This window comes from Flavobacterium flavigenum (genome assembly GCF_027111255.2).
Lineage (GTDB): Bacteria > Bacteroidota > Bacteroidia > Flavobacteriales > Flavobacteriaceae > Flavobacterium > Flavobacterium flavigenum.
In genome coordinates this window covers 831,911-854,086 of the sequence record NZ_CP114285.2, presented here as the reverse complement: position 1 = coordinate 854,086, position 22,176 = coordinate 831,911, and the positions used below count along the sequence as shown (strand labels likewise).

Here is a 22,176-nt window from a genome sequence, read left to right as displayed (position 1 = left end):
TTGCTGATTTTGAACCAATTTTTTTTGAAAATGGAATGATAAAAGCTCCTTGTGACGAGGAGCTTTTACTTAACTAAAATTGTTTTTGGATAATAATTTTTGTTGGGGGACTATGCAATTATTACATTACAAATGTCGGTTGCTTTTTACTTTTTTATCTTAACTATTAGATGATTAGCTTTTTAGTGTAGACTAATGGTATTTGAAAATCGTTGACAAGCATAATTGATTGTTTGTAAGTGATCCGGTTTCTGTTAAAATTGAGTAGAGGATTTCATTTGCAAAAAAATAAAAAAAGCCCCTTGTGGCGAGGAGCTTTTACTTAACTAAAATTGTTTTTGGATAATAATTTTTGTTGGGGGACTATGCAATTATTACATTACAAATGTCGGTTGCTTTTTACTTTTTTATCTTAACTATTAGATAATTAGTTCGTTTTTGTAGACGAATAGACATTGAGAATCGTTAACAGGTATATAAGCTCTTGATTTTTTACTTTTTCTGTTAAATTGGGAGATAAAAATCCCTTATTTGCAATGCTCATAAAAAGCATGATATAACTGCTTGTTTTAGTACGATTTATATATTCTATATGTTTCCAAAAAGGCATCAATTTAAGATAAATGATTTATTTTCTTTATTTCAGTTTAACGGCAAATAGATACCATTCAACTACAGTTTTATACAGCTGACCGAATTTATGTACATAATAAGCCAAGCTATAATTAAATTTGATAACTAATATTTATATAGAAACTACATGTCAAAGTCATTAAATATATTACTAATAGAAGACGATGCTATTGAGATTATGAAATTTAATAGGGTTTTAGCAAACTTGGAACAGGTTCATAAAATAATAGAGGCGAATAATGGTGAAGAAGCACTTACAATACTGAAAGACAAGGTAATTATTCCTGATATAATTGTATTGGACCTCAATATGCCCAAAATAAACGGTATTGAATTTTTAGGTATTCTGAAAGCGGATGATGTTTTAAAGTACATACCTGCTATAGTATTGACTACTTCTAATAATCATAAAGATGTTCTGGAGTTTTACAGAATAGGTATAGCCGGATACATGCTTAAACCACTGAAATATGAGGAATATGTTGATAAAATAAAAAAAATGATTGAATACTGGAGTATAAATGAGTTAATTTCTCAATAAAATAGCGTAATGTACGGTATAATTTATAAGGCTTTTGAGCAATACGTCATAGATACTTTTGATGTAGAAACATGGAATAATACTATTTCTAAAAGTTTAGTCTCTATGAATACTAAAACCATAGATCAGCCTTATAATGATGCTATTACTTTTGAAATAGCAAAACAATTATCAAAAAGGACTAATTTAACTATCGATAAAATCCTTTTTCAATTAGGCGAGTACGTAGTAAAGATAACTCGTGAGAAATATCTGTTAATTATGCAGTCTAGGGACAGTGATTTTAAAGATTATTTACTAAATTTACCTAGCTTTCATAACCGGATGTTGTTGATATACCCAAGACTAACTCCTCCTGAATTTAAAGTAACTGTTGTAAATGATACTATTTTAATGTTGCATTATTACACAAGTACGCCCGGAATGAAAGAGTATATACAAGGGTATCTTAACGGACTAGTAAAAGTATTTGAAAACAGTGTATTAATTGAGCATGTTGTATCCAGGGAGTTAAACAAATTTGAGGATGTGTTTAAAATAAGCTGGTAATATGTATGGATTCAATTAATTTTACTCCTGAGAGCTTGAATGAAGTCTTCCCTTTTTACATTTTGTTTGATCAGCAAATGAGTATTTATTCTTATGGAGAAAGTTTGAAAAAGGTTTTGCCTTCAATACAACAACAAACCAAAGTTTCCGATTATTTCGCATCTAAAAGGCCTTTTATGGAAAGGATAGATGCACAAACAATAGCTGAAAACGTAAATCAACTAGTGATTTTAGAATGTATAGTAGGTAACAGATCTATAATTAGAGGGCAGTTTATTACTGTAGATAATTGTTTTTTATTTGTTGGTTCACCTTGGTTAACGTCAGTAGAAGAGGTAAAAAAAAATAATTTGGCCCTGTCTGACTTCGCTAATTATGACCCACAGCTTGATTTACTGCAGATACTCAAAAATCAGGAAGTAAAGAATCAGGAACTTAATGAATTACTTCAAATTAATAACCGTCAAAGAGAAGAGCTTAATAAGGATCGTGAGGAACTAAACCGGCTTTCATTAGTTGCAAGCGATAACAAAAATGCCATAGTTTTTACTGATGCTGATGCAAAAATATTTTGGTGTAATGATGCATATCATAAGATTACAGGATTTACAAAGGAAGATATTATTGGCAAATCTCCTATTGAAGTTGGCAGAACGATTAATACAGATAAACAAGCTATAAAAAAAATGATTAATCTTTTTATGACTGGTGAATCGTTTGATGTAGAAATTACACATGGTCGCAAAGACGGATCTTATTTTTGGACCCGAACAAAAGGACAGCCTGTTTATGGTAAAAAAGGTGAACTCTTGCAGTATTTTGCCGTAATTGAAGATATTACTGATGAAAAAAAGAAGGAGGAGCAATTAATTCTATTGTCATTAATTGCTGAAAAAAACATAAATGGGGTTATAATTTGCGATAAAGAAGGAAAGATAGAATGGGTTAATTCAAGTTTTACAGCTATGTCTGGATATGAAGCCTCAGAAATTATAGGCTTAAGACCAGGTAAATTACTTCAAGGAGTAGAAAGTAACCCCGAAACAGTTGAATATTTAAGGCAACAAATTGAAAAAGGTAATCCATTTAGCTGTGAAATTATTAATTATTCTAAACAAGAAAAAAAATATTGGGTTAAAATTCAAGGTCAGGCTTTATATAATAAATGGGGAGAAATCTCCCGTTTTTTTGCTATAGAAGAAGATATTACAGAACGAAAAATATTAGAAGAACAAAAGGAACAGCTTTTAGCCAGTTTGGAGAAGAGTAATAATGATTTGGAAGAATATGCCCAGATTGTATCGCACGATCTTAAATCACCTTTAAGAAGCATTAACTCCTTAATTTATTGGATAAAAGAGGATAATGAAGCTAAATTAGGAGAAAAATCGATGCAATACCTAAATTTGATTGAGGGTAAAATCGAAAAGATGGACAGGTTGATTCAAGGAATACTAACGTACTCAAAAATTAACAGCGGTGGTGCTGAAATTTTCCAACCTGTAAATACATTAGAAATTATACAAAATATTATAAAAACAATAGATATTCCTGAGAACATAAACCTAAAAGTATCAGATCAAATGCCTGTTATTAATGCAGACAAGTTCAGAATACATCAGTTGTTTCAAAATTTAATTGGAAATGCGGTTACTTACAACGATAAACCCGAAGGTATAATTGAGGTAAATGCAGAGGAACATGAATCATATTATGTTTTTTCAGTAAAAGACAATGGTCCAGGTATTGCTGAAGAACATTTTGAAAAGATTTTTAAAACATTTCAATCACTCACAAATAGCGAAAAATCTACAGGTCTGGGATTATCAATAGTAAAAAAAATAGTTAATTATTACAAAGGTAAAATTTGGATAGAAAGTGATTTAGGTTATGGTACTACATTTTATATACAGCTAAACAAATAAAATTATGAAAATAATACAAGCTTTTAAAAAAGATAACCTTACATGGAATTATCTTACCGATAAAATCACCCTAAAGGATCCATTAGTGCTGGTATTTGCAAACCGGTTGCTGCTTGAAGACGAACTTTTTTTAAACGATATTAAAAGAGAATTCCCTTATGAACATATAGTTTACGGCTCTACAGCTGGCGAGATTGCTGATATAAATGTACTTGATGACTCTGCCACAGTAACAGCTATAGAATTTGAAAGAAGTAATTTTGTAATTAAAACTGGTAATATTCTAGATTATAATAAGGATGGTGCTGCCTTGGGTAAAAGTTTGTACGCAAGCATGCCAAAAGAAAACTTAAAACACCTATTTGTACTGTCTGAAGGAAGTTTCACTAACGGGAGTTCTTTAATAAACGGACTAGAGGATGGTATCGATTCAAGTTTATCTATAACAGGCGGTATGTGTGGTGATGATGCAAAATTTGAAAAAACACTTGCATCTTATAATGAAAAGCCAAAAGAAGGAGAAGTAATTTTAATTGGTTTTTACGGAGAAACTTTAGAAATTAGTTTTGCCAGTTATGGAGGCTGGCAGCCATTTGGACCAGAAAGAATAATTACACGTTCTGAAGGAAATATTTTGTACGAGATAGATGGGCAGCCGGCATTAGAGCTGTATAAAAAATATTTGGGAGAAAAGGCTAGTGAACTTCCACAAGCTTCTCTTTTATATCCCTTAAATGTGACGCCTCCCGGAAAAGAAGATGCTCTGGTAAGGACAATACTTAATATTGACAATGACAATCAATCTATGATCCTTGCGGGAGATGTACCCCTCAACTCGAAGGTACAGCTCATGATGGCATCAGTAGATGGTATCGCTGAAGGAGCCAGTCTAGCAGCTCAGTATGCTATGAAAAACAGAACCGTAAAACCAAGTCTGGCAATTCTTATCAGTTGTGTCGGCCGAAAACTAGTGATGGATCAGCGTGTTGAAGAAGAAATAGAAGAAGTAAAATCAATTCTGGATAGCGAAACGGTTTTAACAGGTTTTTACTCGTACGGAGAAATGGCACCTTTTTTTGCAAGTACAAACTGTCAATTACATAATCAGACAATGACTTTAACACTTCTTAGCGAATAATGAATCTCAATTCCCTATTAAAAAGACAAATAACAAAACACCTTGGAGGTGCTGTTCCTGATGGATTTGAGAGTTTCTTAAATGCAGTGAACAACTCATATATTAATTTTGATGAGCAAATGGCATTACTTCAAAGAGCGATGAAATTTAGCTCAGATGAGTTGTTTGAGGCTAATGAAAAATTAAGGGAAGAAGCGCGTACTTTAAAAGAGGTTAATAATAACCTTGAATTTATATTGAGTTCAATGAATCTTGACATAAATAATGATTCATCTGATAAAATTAGTGCAACCGAATATATAAAACGACAGTCCGAAGAGATCATTAAAATTAACGGGCAAAGAGAAAAGTTACTCAAAAATCTGGAGTTGCAAAATCAAGAACTAAGCGATTACGCACATGCCGTATCTCATGATTTAAAAGCTCCTTTGCGAAGTATAAATACCCTTATAGAGTGGTTTATAACTGATAACAGAGATAATCTCTCAACTGATAATTTAAACTCACTAAACCTGATTCTACTTAATGTTGAGAAGATGGATCTTTTGATCAAAGGTATTTTAGACTATTCATCTATTGATAAATTGCAGTCTGAAAATAGAATTGTTGATTTTAATTTTCTTTTAGATGAGATTATCAGAACAACCTTGATTCCTGCTAATTGTAAGATAAAACTTCAAAATCAACTACCAAAAATTTATGGTAATTACTATAGGTTTAAACAGCTTTTTGAAAACCTAATTGATAATAGCATTAAATATAACGATAAAGAAAAAGGAATTATAGAAATCGGGTATTCTATCAATAAAAATAACTTACCTGAGTTTTATGTAAAGGATAACGGGATAGGTATCGATAAAGCCTATAAAGATAAAATTTTCAATATATTTACTAAGCTTGATAGCTCCGGAAATTCGTCAGGAATAGGACTTTCTATTGTAAAAAAAATTGTCCAGTATTATAATGGTGAGATATGGGTAGAAAGCGATTTGAGCAAAGGAACTACATTTTTCTTTACGCTTGACATTAATTGAGATTACCAAAAATTAAAAATTTATAAAATATTTAATAAGACAATAAACAAAAACTTAGAAAAAGTTTCATATTAATTATTGAGAAGTGATCCTTTGAAATACATTTCCCTAAAGTGTATAGGAAGATTCCATAAATCCAAATTTTAATATTTTATACATTGGAAATTTCCCTTCCTATTTTGATAGCATAGAAGAGAAAGATAAATGGTCAATAGTAACTTTAGAAAATAGTTCCCAGGCTACTAATTACTTGAACTCTCAAAAACATCCCGATACTATTATTTGTGATTATAATTTGGCGGGAAACAATGGAATATATCTTTTTGATTGGATCAGGAAAAAAAAAGAATTTGACAATATCCCGTTTATTTTGTTATCTAAGAAATTTAATATTGATATTTATAAGTTAGCATTTAAAAAACAAATAGATGACTTTTATGTAACTTCTGTGACAGAGCCAGAAGATATTTTAAACAGAATTGAATTTCTTTGTGTCAATAAAAATCCTTCAAGAGTAAAAATAACACAAAAAGCCTCTGAAGAGAATTACATAATGCCTTTGTCAAAACGCATTTTTGATGTTTTTGTAGCATCTACGGTACTTTTAGTGGCATCGCCATTTTTACTGCTTATTATACTTGCAATCCGATTAGAATCAAAAGGGAAAGTATATTACATTTCAAAAAGGGTAGGGCGTAAAACATTTGACTTTTACAAACTTAGATCAATGCGTACCGGTTCAGACGAACTTTTGAAAAAATTAGCTCAGGAAAAAAACCAGTATAAAAAAGAACCGGCAACAGCAACAAATAATCCTTTGGACATTCCTTGCCCTAAATGTAGTGAACTGCCGAAAGGAGAATCATGTTCGCCTTTGATGTATATAGAAACTCACGTGATTTGTGATTATTGGTTTAATGTTCAAAAGCGGGAAGCTGCAAAAAATAATTCAACTTTTGTCAAAATTATCGATGATCCCCGCATTACTAAAGTTGGAAAATTCATTAGAAATACGAGTATTGACGAATTACCACAGTTAATAAATGTATTGAAAGGGGATATGTCTATTGTAGGCAATAGGCCATTACCTGTATATGAAGCTGAGTTATTGACAGCAGACGATATATCAAAAAGGTTTTTGGCTCCACCCGGTATTACAGGTTTATGGCAGGTAGAATTAAGAGGTAAAGGCGGACAAATGTCTGAAGAAGAAAGAATGCGCCTCGATAATGAATATGCAGATCATTTTAAAGGAGATAATTATTCATTTTGGTATGATATAAAACTTATTTTAAGAACGATCCCTGCTTTGCTACAAAAAGGTTCAGTTTAAAAATGTTTAGCTTCCAAATAGTATATATGAAAAAAAGATTCAAAATAATTGTCCTTTTTGCTTTAATGATGTTTTCATTGAATTTTACACAGGCACAAACAATTGAACATAATAATCTTTCAATAAATGAAAGTGAATCTGAATTTCCTCCTCTTAAAGCGGTTATCGATTCGGTATTAAAACGAAACTCTATGCTTAAATTCAGAAAGAATCATATTGGTGTTAAAGAATCTACTTTGGAATCTGAGCGGATCTATTGGACAAGAAATATGGGACTTCAGGCAGATGGTAGATACGGTACCTTAAACAATTTTTCAAGCAGTGAAAATGGTGTTTCTAACACTGCTTACTCTACACTTTCGACACAATATAATTATAGTGTAGGCTTTTATGTAAAGTTTCCGGTGTTTGATATGTTAAACAGAAAAAACCAGATTAAATTGGCAAAATTTGAGATAGATGAGGCAAAAAATATGGCTGATTTTCAGGAAGATGAAATAAGACAAACGGTTATAAAACTTTATCAGGATTTAATTTTAAAACAAAAATTACTTTTAATAAGATCCAAGAGCCTGAGTGATGGTAAAATTAATATGCAGATGGTTGAAAAGGAATTTCGAAACGGTGTAGTTCCAGTTTCAGAATATGTCAGGATAACAGGTATAACTTCAAATTTAGAAGCAGATTACGAAATTGCAAAGTCTGAATTTATCATTACTAAACAATTACTTGAAGATATGGCAGGGTTTGTATTTAATTTAACAAATTCAAAATAAATAAATGAAAATAATTGATTTCATTAGACTAATAGTAAGGCACTTGGTACTTTTAATTATGGTACCATTATGTGTGGCTTTGCTGGTCTTAATCCTTACCAGTAAACCTAATTTAGAATACACATCCCAAACCATTCTTTATACTGGACTTGCCACAGGTTCTTCTATTGAAATGGATAAAACATTCAATTATTTTGCTACTAATACCGCTTTTGATAATTTAATCAATATTATTAATTCAAGAGAAACCCAGGAAGAAGTAGCTGTACGGTTATTAGCTACACATCTTATGCTGCCTAAGGCCAATCCAAAGTTTATTTCAAAAAAAAATTTCGATGAGTTAAAATTAAAAGTTCCAAAAGAGATTTATAATTATATTGAAAAAGGCAGTAATAGAGATTTAGAAACTGACACTTTAGCTGTTACTAGCCCAATTCCTCCAGAAATTAATAGATACAATTACGAAAAGACAGTCAGTCGACTATTGAAATTAATGAGAAGCAGTAACGATAATTATATTTATGAGCTGCTTAATTATGAAAATGACAAGCATTATTCTATTAAAGCTTTATCAAGTATACAAGCCATTCGCATCAATAGCAGTGATTTAATAAAAATGACTTATACGGTGGATGATCCGGGTATTTGCCAGCAAACACTTGAAATTTACAATGCTATTTGTATAAAAAATTACAAAAACATAAAAGAGAATAGATCAGATGCTGTTGTTAAATACTTTGAACAGCAGCTTGCTATGGCTAATAATGATTTAAAACTAGCCGAAGATAAACTTCTTGAATTCAATAAGGCAAACAAAATCATAAATTATTATGAGCAGAGTAAGGCAGTTGCGGTTGTAAAAGAAGACATGGAGGTTGATTATAATAACAAAAAAGCACAGCTTGCCGGTACACAGGCATCAACTAAAAAAATTGAAGAAAAGTTAAATGTACAAGACTATATTCAGGATGAAACTAACAAAATTCTTGAAAAAAAGAAATTATTAGGATACATTAATTATCAAATTGCATTTAACGAAGCCAATTTAGAATCTGATGCCAGCGAAAATATTTCATCTAAGATCAATACATTAAAAAAGGAGAGAGAGTCTTTAAATAATGAAATCAAAAAAAGTGTCGATGAAATATACAGTTATAATAACACTGTTGATGGTGTTCCTTTAACTAAAACACTTCCTGACTGGATGAATACTGTTGTTGAGTCTGAAAACCTTAAGGCCAAAATAAAGGTAATGGACAAACAAAACAAAGATTTTCAAGAACAATATGCTACTTATGCGCCAGCAGGTGCTACTATAAAAAGATTAGAACGTGAAATTTCAGTTTCAGAACAAGGCTATTTAGAATTGCTTCACGGATTAAATTTGGCTAAACTAAAACTACAAGACAATGAGATGTCTTCTAACATAAAATCTATTGACCCTCCTTTTTATCCCTTATCGGCCAATCCAACTAAAAGAGGACTGCTCATTGTTGGTGCGGCTTTTCTGGGAGGTATTTTAACTCTGGGAATTATTTTGATGATGGAGTATTTTGATGATACTATAAAAAATGCCAGCAGAGCAAGCAAACAATTAGGGCTAAAAACACTAGGAATGGTACCTAAAATAATATTAGATCCCGGAAATGTAAATCTGGTTTTTATTCAAAAAAGACTAATTGAAATAATTACTCAAAATATATTGCAATACTTTGGCATACATGCCTCTGAAAAAACAGTAAAAACGATAGTCGTGTTCAGTACTCATAAAATGGAAGGGAAAACCGTTTTGGCTGGTAATATTGCCAAGACATTGAAACAAGAAGGGAAGAAAATAGTATTTCTAAATTATGATACGAAACAAAAGCCTATTGAAAAGCAAAGAAAATTTCCATTTATTACTAAAATTTTAGGCTACCCAGATCCGCGTATAGACATTGATAATCCTTTTTTGGCTGATGTTTCTGATTACCTTGATGATTCAGAATATCATTCGTACACTATGGATAGTTCGTTTTATAGTGCTAAAAATTTTGAAGACATTTTAAAGCAAAATAATATTATATTAAATTATACTCCAGACTTTGTAATTATAGAATTACCTTCTCTGATCAATTACAATTATCCGGCTGAACTAATAATGTCTGCTGATTTAGGTATTCTTGTATGCCGGTCAAATAGAGTATGGTCTGATGCCGATCAATCAGCTGTAAGTAATTTATTAGGAGTATCAGCTTCAAAAATTAATGTAATAGTTAACGGGGTTGATCTCAATGAAATTGAATCGGTTTTGGGAGATCTGCCCAAAAAAAGAAGTATTTTTAGGAAAAAAATAAAATCGATATTCAAATTTCAGTTTTTTTCTAAAAGCCAAATTTAATTAACTGCACAGCAAATGAAAACACTCAAAAAAATAGTAAGCGAAGATAATTTTCTATCATTATTAGGAAATGTTGTCATTGCTATTTTAGGTATTGGTGGTTTTGCTTTGCTTGCCAGAAGTTTATCTTTAGAAGTATTTGGTGAATGGGTTTTGTTTATGGCCGCTGGATCATTTGTAGAAATGTTTAGATTTGGTATAACCAATACCGGTTTGATACGCTATCTTTCCGGAGCTGATGATTCATCGAGAGTTAAACTGATTGGTTCTAACGCACTAATAAGCTTAGGTGCCACAATTTTAGTTGCCTTAGTTTTGATTGTTTGTAAATTATTATTTCCTGAGGCAATTCAAAATTCGGGATATACTATTTTCTTTACATGGTATCCTTTGCTTGCATTTTTAAATCTTCCGTGGAATATTGCTTTAGTTGTGTTGCAGGCTGATAGAAAATATAAGCAGATTCTAGTACTTAAAGCAATAAATAGCGGTTGTTTTTTTTTAATAATCCTGATGCATTTTTCACTATTAAATTTAAGCCTGAATCAATTAGTCATAGGCTTAATTATTGTGAATGCAGGTACATCAATTATAAGTTTTATTCTGGGATGGGATGGAATTTTTCTCATTAATAAAGCAAGTGCAGAAACCAATAAGACTTTATTGCATTTTGGCAAATACACAACCTTTACCCTTATAGGAACTAATTTATTACGAAGCGTAGATACTTTAATTATTAGTTTAAGTCCGTTAGGCAGTGCAGCAGTTGCCCTTTACAGTATTCCTTTGAAGCTGACTGAATTACAGCAGATACCATTGCGCAGTTTTGTCGCTACGGCCTTTCCAAAGATGTCTAAAGCTAGTTTACACAATCAAATTAATGAAGTTAAAAGTTTGTTTTATACTTATTCTGGAGCTTTGACCTATCTCTTCGTCGCAATAAGTTTATTCACATTTGTATTTGCTGAATTCTTTGTTATGCTTATAAGCGGAAAACAATTCTTGAAAACAGATCCTATAACAGGGTTTAATGTTGTTGACATCGTTCGCGTATTTTCCATATATGGATTATTATTACCTATTGATAGAATGACAGGAGTTGGTCTGGATAGTATCAATAAGCCAAGAATTAATGCCATCAAGGTATTTGTTATGGTAATTGCCAATGTTATAGGGGATTTAGTGGCTATTTTTATATTTAAATCTTTAATTTTTGTAGCTATTGCTTCTATTATATTTACCATTATTGGCATTTGGATGGGGATGTATTTTATCAATCAGGAGTTATCCCTTTCATTCAAAGAAATTTTTAGGAGCGGTTTAAAGTTTTATATCTCAGTTTTTAATAAGCTGACACATAATCGTTATGATAGTTGTGTGAAAATTGAAAATAATTTTAGATCATGAGTGAATATAATAACATAAATCCATTTGAAAGTTATTCAGGATCCCTGAATATTTCTAAACCAGGGAATTTGATTATGCTCTTTAGTATAATGTCAGTTTCTGCTCTGATTATAGTAAAATTAGGTGTTATTGGAATTGGATTGTTGTTGGCTGTCATTTTCGGATCTGTCTTTTTATATTATTTATTTTGCTATCCAGTTTTAGGGTATTATACTGCAATTGCATTAAACTTTGTCATCATAGGTATGGGCAGATATGTAAAAGGGCTGCCATTAGGGTTTGCAATTGATGGTATACTTGTTCTGACTTATTTAGCCTTGTTTATGAATCAGTTCAGAACCCGTATTGATTGGACTCCAGCTAAAAGAGATATTACATTTTTATCCATATTATGGCTGGGTTATTCTGTTTTTGAGTTGGTTAATCCAGAAGCCAGAAGTGTTCAGGCTTGGATTTCTGGAAGAGGAATTGCTTTTTACCCGTTTTTATTCATACCGTTAACCTTTATGTTTATCAGGAATGAAAAGAGACTCAGCTATTTTTTTTACATATGGGCCGCCTTTTCGTTACTGGCAACATTAAAAGGAATTATGCAGATGACTCTTGGCGTAGATGGTGCAGAACAAGAGTGGCTAAATGAAGGAAGTTACAAAACACATATTCTATTTGGTAAACTTAGAGTTTTTTCATTTTATAGTGATGCCGGGCAATTTGGTGCAAATCAAGGATATACAGGAGTTGTTTTTTTGATTTACGCCATGTCACAGCAAAAGAAATTAAAAAAAATATTTTTCATTTTTGTAGGCCTTTTAGGGATTTATGGAATGGTCATTTCGGGTACACGAGGTGCTTTGAGTGTACCTATAGTCGGTTTTATGACTTATTTTATCTTAAGTAAAAATGTAAAAGTTATTATTATTGGTGTCACATTTTTAGCTATCGTTTTTATATTCTTCAAATACACGACTATTGCACAGGGAAATGCACAGGTACGAAGGATGCGAACTGCCTTTGATCCAAATGATGCTTCTTTGCAGGTAAGGCTTGATAATCAAAAAATACTCAAAAATTATTTAGCTTCTAGACCATTTGGCGGAGGTATTGGCCACGGAGGCACTAAAGCTCAAAAATACCTGCCAAATGCTTTTCTATCCAATGTTGCCACCGACAGCTGGTATGTTTTAATCTGGGTCGAACAAGGGATTGTTGGCTTAATACTGCATTTAGGAATTCTTTTTTATGTAATGATAAAAGCCTCATTAAAAGTGATGTTTAAAATTCGGGATCCAATATTGAAGTTTAAAATGGCTTCACTAATTGCAGGAATGGCGGGAATTATGGTAGCTTCTTATGGAAATGCTGTCTTAGGGCAAATGCCAACTGCTTTATTAATCTATGCAACAATGGCAATTATTTTAAATTCCGATGTTTATGAACAAGAGATTGAAGAAAATCAAGCTGAATTGCTTAAACAATAAACAGTTAAGCATTCAAAAACAATTTAGAAAAACAGAATACAACCAGTAATCCTTAAACTTAGCACTATGTATTACAGAAATGTAAAAGATTTGAATAATATTATACTTAAAAGGTTAAGTATAATACCGCGTGATTTAGATTTGATAGTTGGTGTTCCTAGGAGTGGTATGCTTCCTGCAAATTTATTAGCATTATATCTCAACAAGCCTTATACCGATATTCATTCATTTTTGAATGGACATATTTATAAAGCTGGTGCCAGAAGCCAGTTTTTTGATATCTCAGAATTTAAAAATATCCTTGTGGTTGACGACAGTATTGCTTCGGGAGCTGCGATGGTCGAGGTTAAAGAAAGTTTAAAACATCTTGATGATAAATTCAATATAAAATATTGTGCAGTTTATGTAATTCCAGGTAAAGAAAAAATGGTGGATTATTTTTTTGAAATTGTACCCTTGCCAAGGTATTTTCAATGGAATATTCTCAATCATACCACTTTAGAAAAAGCGTGTTTTGACATTGATGGTGTTTTATGTGCAGACCCTTTGCCTGAGCAAAATGATGACGGAGAAAAATATACCGATTTTATTTTAAATGCTCCGCCATTGTTCATTCCAGGGAGCAAAATTGGAACAATTGTAACATCTCGTTTAGAAAAATACCGCAAAGAAACAGAAACTTGGTTAGCGGCTAACAATATCAAATATAATGAACTGGTTATGCTCGATTTACCCAATATGGAGGCAAGACAGCGCGCTAATAATCATGGCGGTCATAAGGCTAAAGCTTACCTGTCAAAACCTTATGTGCTGTTTATAGAAAGTGAATACCATCAGGCAGTAGAGATAAACAGATTAACAAAAAAACCGGTTTTATGTACAGAGAATTTCGAAATGATATTTGAATCGGAATCTTTTATGTATAACCTTAAAAGTGGCAAGCATCTGCCTTTCCTTAGAAAATACGCTTTAAAACTTAGGGATAAACTGAGAAAGTTTAAATAAGATGAGCTATTTAATCTTGAGTCCTAACGGTTTTAATTATAAAATTTATTATGCTAGTATTTAATATCATACAAATTGTTTTATTAAGCCTTCTGGGTTTAGCAACTTTATATATTTTAATATTTGCCGCAGCAAGTTTATTTTATAAACAGAAAAAATATTCAGATAACGGAAATATAAAAAAAATAGCGGTTCTTATTCCGGGGTATAAAGAAGATGAGGTAATTATTGAAGTTGCAAATGCGGCATTGCTGCAAGATTATCCACAAGAACTTTATGATATCGTAATTATTGCCGATTCTTTTCAAAAGGAAACAATAGCAAAATTAAAGACCTTACCCATTATAGTTATTGAAGTAAGTTTTGAAAAGAGTACAAAATCTAAGGCTTTAAACAAAGCGATGGATGCCTTAGGAAATAATTATGATATTGCAGTTGTTCTTGATGCGGATAATGTGATGAATAATGATTTTCTAAAAAAAATAAATGCTGCTTTTGAATATGGTTTTACTGCGGTTCAAGGTCATCGTACAGCAAAAAATACGAATAACTCCTGGGCTGTTCTTGATGCCATTAGCGAAGAAATAAACAATAACATTTTTCGGAAAGGACACAGGGTTTTGGGGCTTTCATCTGCAATAATAGGTTCCGGAATGGCTTTTAAGTACAATTATTTTAAAACACTTATGGCAACAGTTACTGCTGTTGGCGGATTTGATAAGGAAATAGAACTCAAAATGCTTAAAGAAGGTCACAAAATTGTTTATCTCAATGATGCTGTAGTTTTTGACGAAAAAATACAAAAAGCTGAAGTGTTTGGCAATCAGCGCCGTCGATGGCTTTCTGCACAATTACATTATTTCAGGAAAGATATTCTAAGTGCCTGCAAACATTTACTATTGAATGGTAATATTGATTATTTTGATAAGGCAATTCAATTTATACAGCCACCTAGAATATTACTGTTAGGAGCTGTAATGCTGTGCAGTATTGGCTTTCTTGTAATCAATTATTTTTTAGATAACCAAAATCCTTACTCTAATTATTGGATTATCTTAGTAACAGCCTGCATAATGTCTTTTGTTTTTTCAGTTCCAAAATATTTCTATACTATTAATACTTTGAATGCTTTGGCTAGTCTGCCAAAAGGTATGTTTATGATGCTGCTGTCTCTGTTAAAAATTAAAGGAGCCAATAAAACATTTATACATACAAAGCATACTTCAAGTTCAAATAAACAAACTTGAAATTATACTGGAAAACACACTAATTAAGAGATGGGAAAATAAAATCATAATAATTACTTCTGATTTTTATCAAGATGCAGAAGCAATTAATCTAAAAAAGAGCATCATGAAAATAGGTATAGAAGGACAGCGGCTTTTTCGTAAAAAAAAACATGGTATGGACATGGTAGCTTTAGAACTAATAAAGAATCTCCAGGATCTAGACCACGAAAATGAATATTTTATATTTGTAAAACCAGATCAAGACAGTTCCGTTCTTAAAGAAACTTCAAACTTTAAGATTATTGAATTAAATGGGGGACCATACCCAGCATGGGAACAAATAGCATTGCCAAAAGCAGCCAAAAAATATGGTTGCGATGTATTGCATTGTACGAGTAATACGGCACCATTTTTTACTTCTATTCCTTTAATTACGATTCTTCATGACATTATTTACATGGAAAGCGGTTATTTAAAAATACTCAAAAGCAGTGCAAGTACCTACCAAAAATTTGGAAATATATATAGAAAACTCGTAGTACCACGTGTTGTAAAAAGGAGTAAAAAAGTGATTACAGTATCCCATTTTGAAAAAAACAGAATCGGTGAATTCTTTGGAATTAAAGACGATAAAAAACTCGATGCTATTTATAATGGCGTAAGTGAACATTTTAAACCAGTTACCAGTAAAGACGAACTGAAACGCGTTAGAGAAAAATACAATTTACCTGATAAGTATTTCTTTTTCCTTGGTAATACGGATCCTAAGAAAAATACAAAAGGAACACTAAAAGCCTTTTCAGATTTTTTAAAACAGACAGAGACTGATTATAAACTGGTTATGCTCGATTATGATAAAACTGAACTCAATATTCTCTTGGTCGAAATTGATGACACCAATCTTATCAATCATATTGTTTTGACAGGTTATGTAATTAATACCGATTTACCTGCTATTTATTCCCAATGCGATATTTTTTTGTATCCGTCACTTCGCGAAAGTTTCGGGATTCCAATGTTGGAAGCTATGTCGTGTAACGTGCCTGTTATTACGTCAAATACATCATCGATGCCTGAAATTGCAGAAGATGCTGCCCATATTATAAATCCATTTAATCCCGAAGAAATTACTCAGGGAATTATTGAAATCATAAATAATGACGCGTACAGAAAATCTCTTTGCGACAAAGGTTTGGAGCGCAGCAAACAATTTTCTTGGAGAAATATGGCAAAAGAGTATTTAAAACTTTACGAATTAATTTATTCAGAACATTCAAAAAAACAATAGATTATGATTGAAGGTAAAAATATTATCTGCATTTCTCAAACTACCTGGCATGGTGAGTTTACTAAATCTACGGTGCAATTGTTATCACTTTTAGCAGAAAAAAACACCATAGTTTTTGTTGAATATCCATTTACAGTCAAAGATGTTATAATGTCTTTATTGGGAAAACAAAGAGCACAAGTATCCAGAATGTTGGGCTTAAAAAAAAGAATCATAGAAGAAAAAACAGATAGTAATGCAGTTGTTAAGCATTTGGTAATGCCTCCGGTTTTGCCGGTAGATTTTATTAAAAATGAATCAATTTTTCAAAAGTTTTTTAGCATCAATGCATTTATTTATAAAACACAGCTTCGAAAAACCATAAAGAAATTAAAGTTAGATAATCCAATTATCATCACTGCATACAACCCAATGTATGGCCTGCCCATGATTGGCAAATTACACGAATATCTAAATGTGTATTACTGTTATGACGGGATGGATACACAAAGGCACAAATCAAGAATTTATACTATTGAGCAGCAATTTTGCAGGCAGGTTGATGGCATTATAACAACATCGGATTATTTAAATTCTGAAAAGCAGCAATTAAATACGCAAAGCTATGTGGTTAAAAATGGGGTTGATTTTAAATTATTTGAATCCCACGCTAAAAAAACTGTTTCAAGTTCTTCTGCACAAAAAAAAGTAGGTTATATAGGAACCTTAGATTTTAGGTTTGATATCGATTGTATGGAATACGCAATTCAAGGATTACCTCAGGTATTATTTCAATTTACGGGCTATTTGCTCAACCAGAATATAAAAGAAAGATTATCGAAATATGATAATGTTTCATTTTTTAAATCGGTAAAGGCACATGAGGTGCCTGAACTATTATCGAAATATGATTTAGGCATAATACCTTATAAAATGGATGAGGTTAATAAAAACATTTATCCACTAAAAATTAATGAATATTTGGCCGTTGGTGTTCCTGTGGTTATGACAGCTTTCGCCAATTTAACCGATTTTAAATCCATGGTTAAATCCGCAGAAAACAAAAAACTTTTCAAGTCATATATTGAATATGAGTTAGAAAATGATAATGACGTATTAATTAAAGAGAGAATCGAATTTGCAAGACTTAATTCCTGGGAAGGCAGAGTGGTAGAATTTGGAAATGTTCTCGAAAAAATTATTAAGCATAAATATCCATCTTAAATTGAAAGCTATGTCAGCACTAAAAATTATATTCTGGTTTCTATTGTTTATTATTGTTTATACCTATGTTGGATATGGGATTTTATTATTTGTAATTATCAAAATAAGGCGTTTTTTAAAACTTGGAAATAAGGTAAATAGTAATCCCAATTATGAACCCGAAGTTACATTGTTCATCGCTGCTTATAATGAAAAAGATTATGTAGAGGCAAAAATGAAAAATACCTTAGGACTTGAATACCCCAAAGAAAAATTAAACATTATTTGGGTTACAGATGGTTCTGATGACGGGACCCCCAACTTATTAACTGGGTACGCTAATACTACGGTTTATCATTTAGACGAAAGAAATGGAAAAATCGGGGCTATGAACCGGGGTATGGAATTTGTAAAAACACCAATTGTCATATTTAGTGACGCCAATACAAATTTAGGCAAAGAATCAATCAGACGCATTGTTAATCTATTTAGTAATCCTGCTGTTGGCTGTGTTTCGGGAGAAAAACGAATTGTTAATAAAGAAAGTGATGTGGCTTCGGGAGCAGGGGAGGGAATTTACTGGAAATATGAATCGGCATTAAAAAAATGGGATGCGGAATTATATTCTGTTGTTGGAGCTGCCGGAGAACTTTTCGCTATTAGGACAGAACTGTATCGGCATGTTGAAAAAGATACGCTGCTTGACGATTTTATTATATCATTAAGAGTCGCTCAAGAAGGATATACCATTCAATATGACCCAGAAGCGTATGCTATTGAAACAGCTTCAGCTAGTGTAAAAGAAGAGTTTAAACGTAAAATCAGAATCTCTGCGGGCGGTATTCAGTCTATTGTAAGATTACGTTCCTTATTGAATATTTTTAAATATGGAACACTTTCATTTCAGTACATTTCTCATCGCGTTTTGCGTTGGAGTCTTACCCCTTTATGCCTTATATTATTAATTCCCGTTTTATCTATTATAGCGTTTAATGAAGGGATTGTATCCTTTGGATTTTATTCTATATTATTTTGGATGCAACTTTTTTTCTATGCAGCTGCGCTGTTAGGATGGTTTTTAGAAAATCGAGAGACAAGGATTAAAATTCTGTTTGTTCCTTATTATTTTTTCATCATGAATTTATGTGTGATACTTGGATTTTTCAGGTATGTCAAAAAATCACAATCCGTAAATTGGGAAAGGGCTAAACGGGCTGATTGAGATTCTAGAATTTAATATCCAAATAATATTATTAATCAGGATTATCGATTTATAAAGTTGAGGATAAAAAATGGTTTAGGTTCCAAAGGTTTTGAATTTTTCAGAGGAACATAGCGTAGAATTTAAGGTGTATATGTGCTTAGGAAAAGTTATATGATTAAGTCTGTCATTGCTGTGATAAAGAATTTCCAGTTCTTATAATTCCTGGCTACAAAGTGTTTTTTACCAGTTTGTTTTTTCGCCGTTTAGAGTTTTAAATGGCGTCTCTAGCATTTGTGAATAGGTTTTATCTTTGAAATTTTTAAATTAAAAAAAGTGACTACTAAAGAGAATCTTATTGCATTTATGAAAATACTTAGTGAATTTTAATTTATAAATAATTGATTTACATTTGTTTAAAGCCTAAGTTTTGATTTTTTTTTGTAACAAGAAACGTTCAAATATCTAACTCATTTGTTGAAGATTACCGCCGGATTATTGAATATGTTTATTAAGTTAATTTTACTAAAAGCAAGATATATAGGTCATATTTTAAAAGTTCTGCATAATTTTTTAAAACCTGGCAGATAATGTAACTCCTATCTGACTTGGCATTGCTGCTACAGATGACCTTCTTAAACTGGTATCACTACTTCCATAAAATAAATAGTGTTCATTAGTTAAATTCTTGATCCATAAGAACAAACCATAATTGTCATAATTTAATCCAAATCGGGTGTTTACAACCTGATAGGTAGGCTGATAAAGACTATTTTGGATGTCCGTATAATATCCGCCAATATTTCTAAATTCAATTCTAAATAGTAAATTTACTTTTTCAGATGTTTGAATTGAATATTGAGTAGCGGTATAAAATGTTGTTTTTGGGGCATTCGATAATTTATTGCCTCCTATTGGTGTTGTAATTTGTGTACCTGATATGAAGTTTATTCTTTTTAAATCGAAATCTTTATATTGGGCATCGTTTATAGAATAAGCAAAATCTAATTGTAATCCTTTCAGAGGGATAATGTTGGCTTCCAGTTCAATACCTTTAGAGTAGGCATTACCTACATTTTCCATAGAATAAGTAGTTGGTGCAACCAGATTAGAGAATTGCAAATCCTGCCAATTAATTGCAAATGCAGCAGCATTCAAGTTGACTCTGTTATTCCAAAAATTGGTTTTATAACCTAATTCGAAATTATCTGAATATTCAGGATCATAATCTTGTCGAACTCCTACAGGAACAGCCTGTGAACTTATTCCTCCAGCTCTAAAACCACGTGTAAAAGTGGCGTAAATATTTGACTTTTCATTAAGGCTGTAAATTAATGATGCTTTAGGAGAAAAAGCATTGTATTTTACTGATTTTTCGAGGTCAGGACGAATTTGTGTAAATACCCCGCCTACAAAAACAGCATCGCCAAAACCATTAAAAATAGATTCCCGTTCTTCTATATCATAACGAATTCCCGCAATTATTTTTAGTTTGTCAAAAAGTCTATAACTAATTTCTCCAAAAGCAGCATACCCACTATTATTTCTTTTATTTCTGTAAATTACGTAATTGGAAGGAGACAATTCATAGGCTAAATTACTTGTAGGATCGTAGCTAATTTGTTTAAAACCGTATAAACCTGCAATATATTGAAATTTGTTCTCTTTTTTAGCAGAATTAATTCGGATCTCTTGGGTCCATACATTTTGTGTTGGTAATTTTTCCCCAATAGAACTTCTGTAAAATGATTCATAATAGCCAGGGAAATCCATGTTTCTAAATAAAAACGAAATTTGCTGGAAAGCAGTAATAGAAGTTAGTTCGAAGCTCTGTGCCTGATATTTTGCTGTAAGTGAATAATTGGTAATTTCTCTCTCATGTGTTCCTATTCTGGCCACATTGATAACCGTTGGGGTTTCTAATGCAATTTTTTCTGATTTTTGAGAAACCAGATATCCGGATGCATTTGAAAAATCTCTCTGATGTTTTACGTTTGCTGTAAAACTTAGTTTGTTATTAACAAGCCATTTAAAAAAAATGTTTCCATACGTATTTTCTTCATCACCAATGGTTCTTCCATTCAGGCTAGTATCGGTTGTAGTAGTTCCTTTGATGTCATTTTTCATAAAACCATCTCTTTTTTGGAATAATCCATTTAACCCAAAAAATAGTTTATCCTTAATAATAGGGAATTTTACACCTGCAGAATAGCGCTGCAAGGAAAAATTTCCATTTTCAAGTTCAATGAATCCAGTAGTTTTGTTAGTGGGCTTTTTGGTAAAAATATTTATAACACCTCCCATAGCATTTCGTCCAAAAAGAGTGCTTTGCGGACCACGCAAAATTTCAATACGATCAATATCCGTAAGTTCAAAACCACCTGCCATAATATCCAATGAATTTACATCATCGACATAAACGGATACCGCAGGGTTATAACTAAATACCTGAATTCCCCTTATTGAATTTATAGATTGAAAACCAACTCCCGAACCCTGATATAAATAATTGGGAATTCTGCCTGTTAAATCAGAATAGTTTACTAACCTTGAATCTAAAATTCCTTTGGACGAAATAGAAGTAACTGCTACAGGTACCTCTACGTTTTTTTGTTCTACTTTATTTGCAGTAACAATCACTTCTTCAAGTTGATTGTTTTTTGTACTGTCTTTTACAATCCCGTGTTGTGAGTAAGTGTATTGTCCCAATAAGATAAGGAACAGAATATTTTTTTTCATTGAGACACTTGTAATAATTTAAAAATTTTTGAGAGTGCTTTAAATAATAAATTTTATTTATTTGAAGGAGTTGTTCAAATGATAAGATAAAATTAGATGAGCTGATTTTAGAATATTACATATCGGTTTCTTCAAGATTTAAGGCGGGCAAATATAGATAATTATTACTTTTATTTGAAAGTGATTTTTAAACAGAATTGTTATTTCAAATCAAAATAAAATATTTTTAGGTTTTTTAATGAAAAGATTCAGACAGTGGTTTTTAGCACCTGGGAAACTTAGTCTCTATTTTTTTTAAAATATTGTTTTTGAAATTCCATTGATTAACTTTGTTGCGC

The 22,176-nt window shown here is 31.7% G+C and carries 16 protein-coding genes; 15 read left to right on the top strand and 1 reads right to left on the bottom strand.

Features of this window, described 5'->3' with window-relative positions:
• The first annotated feature begins 760 nt into the window (after positions 1 to 760).
• From OZP09_RS03070 to OZP09_RS03000, 15 genes are all read left to right on the top strand, one after another.
• Positions 761 to 1,174, top strand: coding sequence for a response regulator (locus OZP09_RS03070; RefSeq protein WP_269236480.1), 414 nt, complete (start codon positions 761 to 763; stop codon positions 1,172 to 1,174).
• A 9-nt stretch (positions 1,175 to 1,183) separates the two neighbouring features.
• Positions 1,184 to 1,723, top strand: coding sequence for a heme NO-binding domain-containing protein (locus OZP09_RS03065; protein WP_269236478.1), 540 nt, complete (start codon positions 1,184 to 1,186; stop codon positions 1,721 to 1,723).
• Positions 1,724 to 1,728: 5 nt separating this feature from the next.
• Positions 1,729 to 3,648 carry a PAS domain S-box protein gene (locus OZP09_RS03060; protein WP_281310270.1) on the top strand — a complete coding sequence of 640 codons (1,920 nt, stop codon included), beginning with the start codon at positions 1,729 to 1,731 and terminating at the stop codon, positions 3,646 to 3,648.
• 4 nt (positions 3,649 to 3,652) lie between these two features.
• Complete coding sequence (locus OZP09_RS03055; protein ID WP_269236473.1) at positions 3,653 to 4,786, top strand: FIST signal transduction protein; 1,134 nt, start codon at positions 3,653 to 3,655, stop codon at positions 4,784 to 4,786.
• Complete coding sequence (locus tag OZP09_RS03050; RefSeq protein ID WP_269236472.1) at positions 4,786 to 5,820, top strand: sensor histidine kinase; 1,035 nt, start codon at positions 4,786 to 4,788, stop codon at positions 5,818 to 5,820. The genes OZP09_RS03055 and OZP09_RS03050 overlap by 1 nt, the downstream gene beginning before the upstream one ends.
• A gap of 130 nt (positions 5,821 to 5,950) precedes the next feature.
• Entirely contained in the window at positions 5,951 to 7,153 is a 1,203-nt protein-coding gene (locus OZP09_RS03045) for a sugar transferase (RefSeq protein WP_349293633.1), read from the top strand.
• 26 nt (positions 7,154 to 7,179) lie between these two features.
• Positions 7,180 to 7,929 (top strand): TolC family protein, encoded by a 750-nt coding sequence (locus OZP09_RS03040; RefSeq protein ID WP_269236470.1) that lies wholly within the window; start codon positions 7,180 to 7,182, stop codon positions 7,927 to 7,929.
• Between the two features lie 58 nt (positions 7,930 to 7,987).
• The gene (locus tag OZP09_RS03035; protein ID WP_281310269.1) at positions 7,988 to 10,309 is read left to right on the top strand and encodes an exopolysaccharide transport family protein; all 2,322 of its coding nucleotides are present in this window, start codon (positions 7,988 to 7,990) and stop codon (positions 10,307 to 10,309) included.
• Between the two features lie 15 nt (positions 10,310 to 10,324).
• A complete protein-coding gene (locus OZP09_RS03030; protein ID WP_281310268.1) occupies positions 10,325 to 11,716 on the top strand; it encodes a lipopolysaccharide biosynthesis protein in 1,392 nt (463 codons plus the stop codon).
• Positions 11,713 to 13,194, top strand: a complete 1,482-nt coding sequence (locus OZP09_RS03025; protein ID WP_281310267.1) for an O-antigen ligase family protein — start codon at positions 11,713 to 11,715, stop codon at positions 13,192 to 13,194. The genes OZP09_RS03030 and OZP09_RS03025 overlap by 4 nt, the downstream gene beginning before the upstream one ends.
• Positions 13,195 to 13,260: 66 nt before the next feature.
• A complete protein-coding gene (locus tag OZP09_RS03020) occupies positions 13,261 to 14,199 on the top strand; it encodes a phosphoribosyltransferase family protein (protein ID WP_269236461.1) in 939 nt (312 codons plus the stop codon).
• A gap of 50 nt (positions 14,200 to 14,249) precedes the next feature.
• On the top strand, positions 14,250 to 15,446 hold the full coding sequence (locus tag OZP09_RS03015) for a glycosyltransferase family 2 protein (protein WP_269236460.1): 1,197 nt from the start codon (positions 14,250 to 14,252) through the stop codon (positions 15,444 to 15,446).
• Between the two features lie 106 nt (positions 15,447 to 15,552).
• Entirely contained in the window at positions 15,553 to 16,716 is a 1,164-nt protein-coding gene (locus OZP09_RS03010; RefSeq protein WP_281310266.1) for a glycosyltransferase family 4 protein, read from the top strand.
• A 3-nt stretch (positions 16,717 to 16,719) separates the two neighbouring features.
• A complete protein-coding gene (locus OZP09_RS03005; RefSeq protein WP_281310265.1) occupies positions 16,720 to 17,919 on the top strand; it encodes a glycosyltransferase in 1,200 nt (399 codons plus the stop codon).
• A 10-nt stretch (positions 17,920 to 17,929) separates the two neighbouring features.
• Positions 17,930 to 19,120 (top strand): glycosyltransferase family 2 protein, encoded by a 1,191-nt coding sequence (locus OZP09_RS03000; protein ID WP_281310264.1) that lies wholly within the window; start codon positions 17,930 to 17,932, stop codon positions 19,118 to 19,120.
• A 552-nt stretch (positions 19,121 to 19,672) separates the two neighbouring features.
• Here OZP09_RS03000 and OZP09_RS02995 read toward each other — a convergent pair.
• On the bottom strand, positions 19,673 to 21,838 hold the full coding sequence (locus OZP09_RS02995) for a TonB-dependent receptor (RefSeq protein WP_281310263.1): 2,166 nt from the start codon (positions 21,836 to 21,838) through the stop codon (positions 19,673 to 19,675).
• Positions 21,839 to 22,176 lie beyond the last annotated feature (338 nt).

Coding starts and splice junctions, on each gene's coding strand:
- OZP09_RS03070 (WP_269236480.1), top strand. CDS start 761: ATGTCAAAGTCATTAAATATATTACTAATAGAAGACGATGCTATTGAG.
- OZP09_RS03065 (WP_269236478.1), top strand. CDS start 1,184: ATGTACGGTATAATTTATAAGGCTTTTGAGCAATACGTCATAGATACT.
- OZP09_RS03060 (WP_281310270.1), top strand. CDS start 1,729: ATGGATTCAATTAATTTTACTCCTGAGAGCTTGAATGAAGTCTTCCCT.
- OZP09_RS03055 (WP_269236473.1), top strand. CDS start 3,653: ATGAAAATAATACAAGCTTTTAAAAAAGATAACCTTACATGGAATTAT.
- OZP09_RS03050 (WP_269236472.1), top strand. CDS start 4,786: ATGAATCTCAATTCCCTATTAAAAAGACAAATAACAAAACACCTTGGA.
- OZP09_RS03040 (WP_269236470.1), top strand. CDS start 7,180: ATGAAAAAAAGATTCAAAATAATTGTCCTTTTTGCTTTAATGATGTTT.
- OZP09_RS03035 (WP_281310269.1), top strand. CDS start 7,988: ATGGTACCATTATGTGTGGCTTTGCTGGTCTTAATCCTTACCAGTAAA.
- OZP09_RS03030 (WP_281310268.1), top strand. CDS start 10,325: ATGAAAACACTCAAAAAAATAGTAAGCGAAGATAATTTTCTATCATTA.
- OZP09_RS03025 (WP_281310267.1), top strand. CDS start 11,713: ATGAGTGAATATAATAACATAAATCCATTTGAAAGTTATTCAGGATCC.
- OZP09_RS03020 (WP_269236461.1), top strand. CDS start 13,261: ATGTATTACAGAAATGTAAAAGATTTGAATAATATTATACTTAAAAGG.
- OZP09_RS03015 (WP_269236460.1), top strand. CDS start 14,250: ATGCTAGTATTTAATATCATACAAATTGTTTTATTAAGCCTTCTGGGT.
- OZP09_RS03010 (WP_281310266.1), top strand. CDS start 15,553: ATGAAAATAGGTATAGAAGGACAGCGGCTTTTTCGTAAAAAAAAACAT.
- OZP09_RS03005 (WP_281310265.1), top strand. CDS start 16,720: ATGATTGAAGGTAAAAATATTATCTGCATTTCTCAAACTACCTGGCAT.
- OZP09_RS03000 (WP_281310264.1), top strand. CDS start 17,930: ATGTCAGCACTAAAAATTATATTCTGGTTTCTATTGTTTATTATTGTT.
- OZP09_RS02995 (WP_281310263.1), bottom strand. CDS start 21,838: ATGAAAAAAAATATTCTGTTCCTTATCTTATTGGGACAATACACTTAC.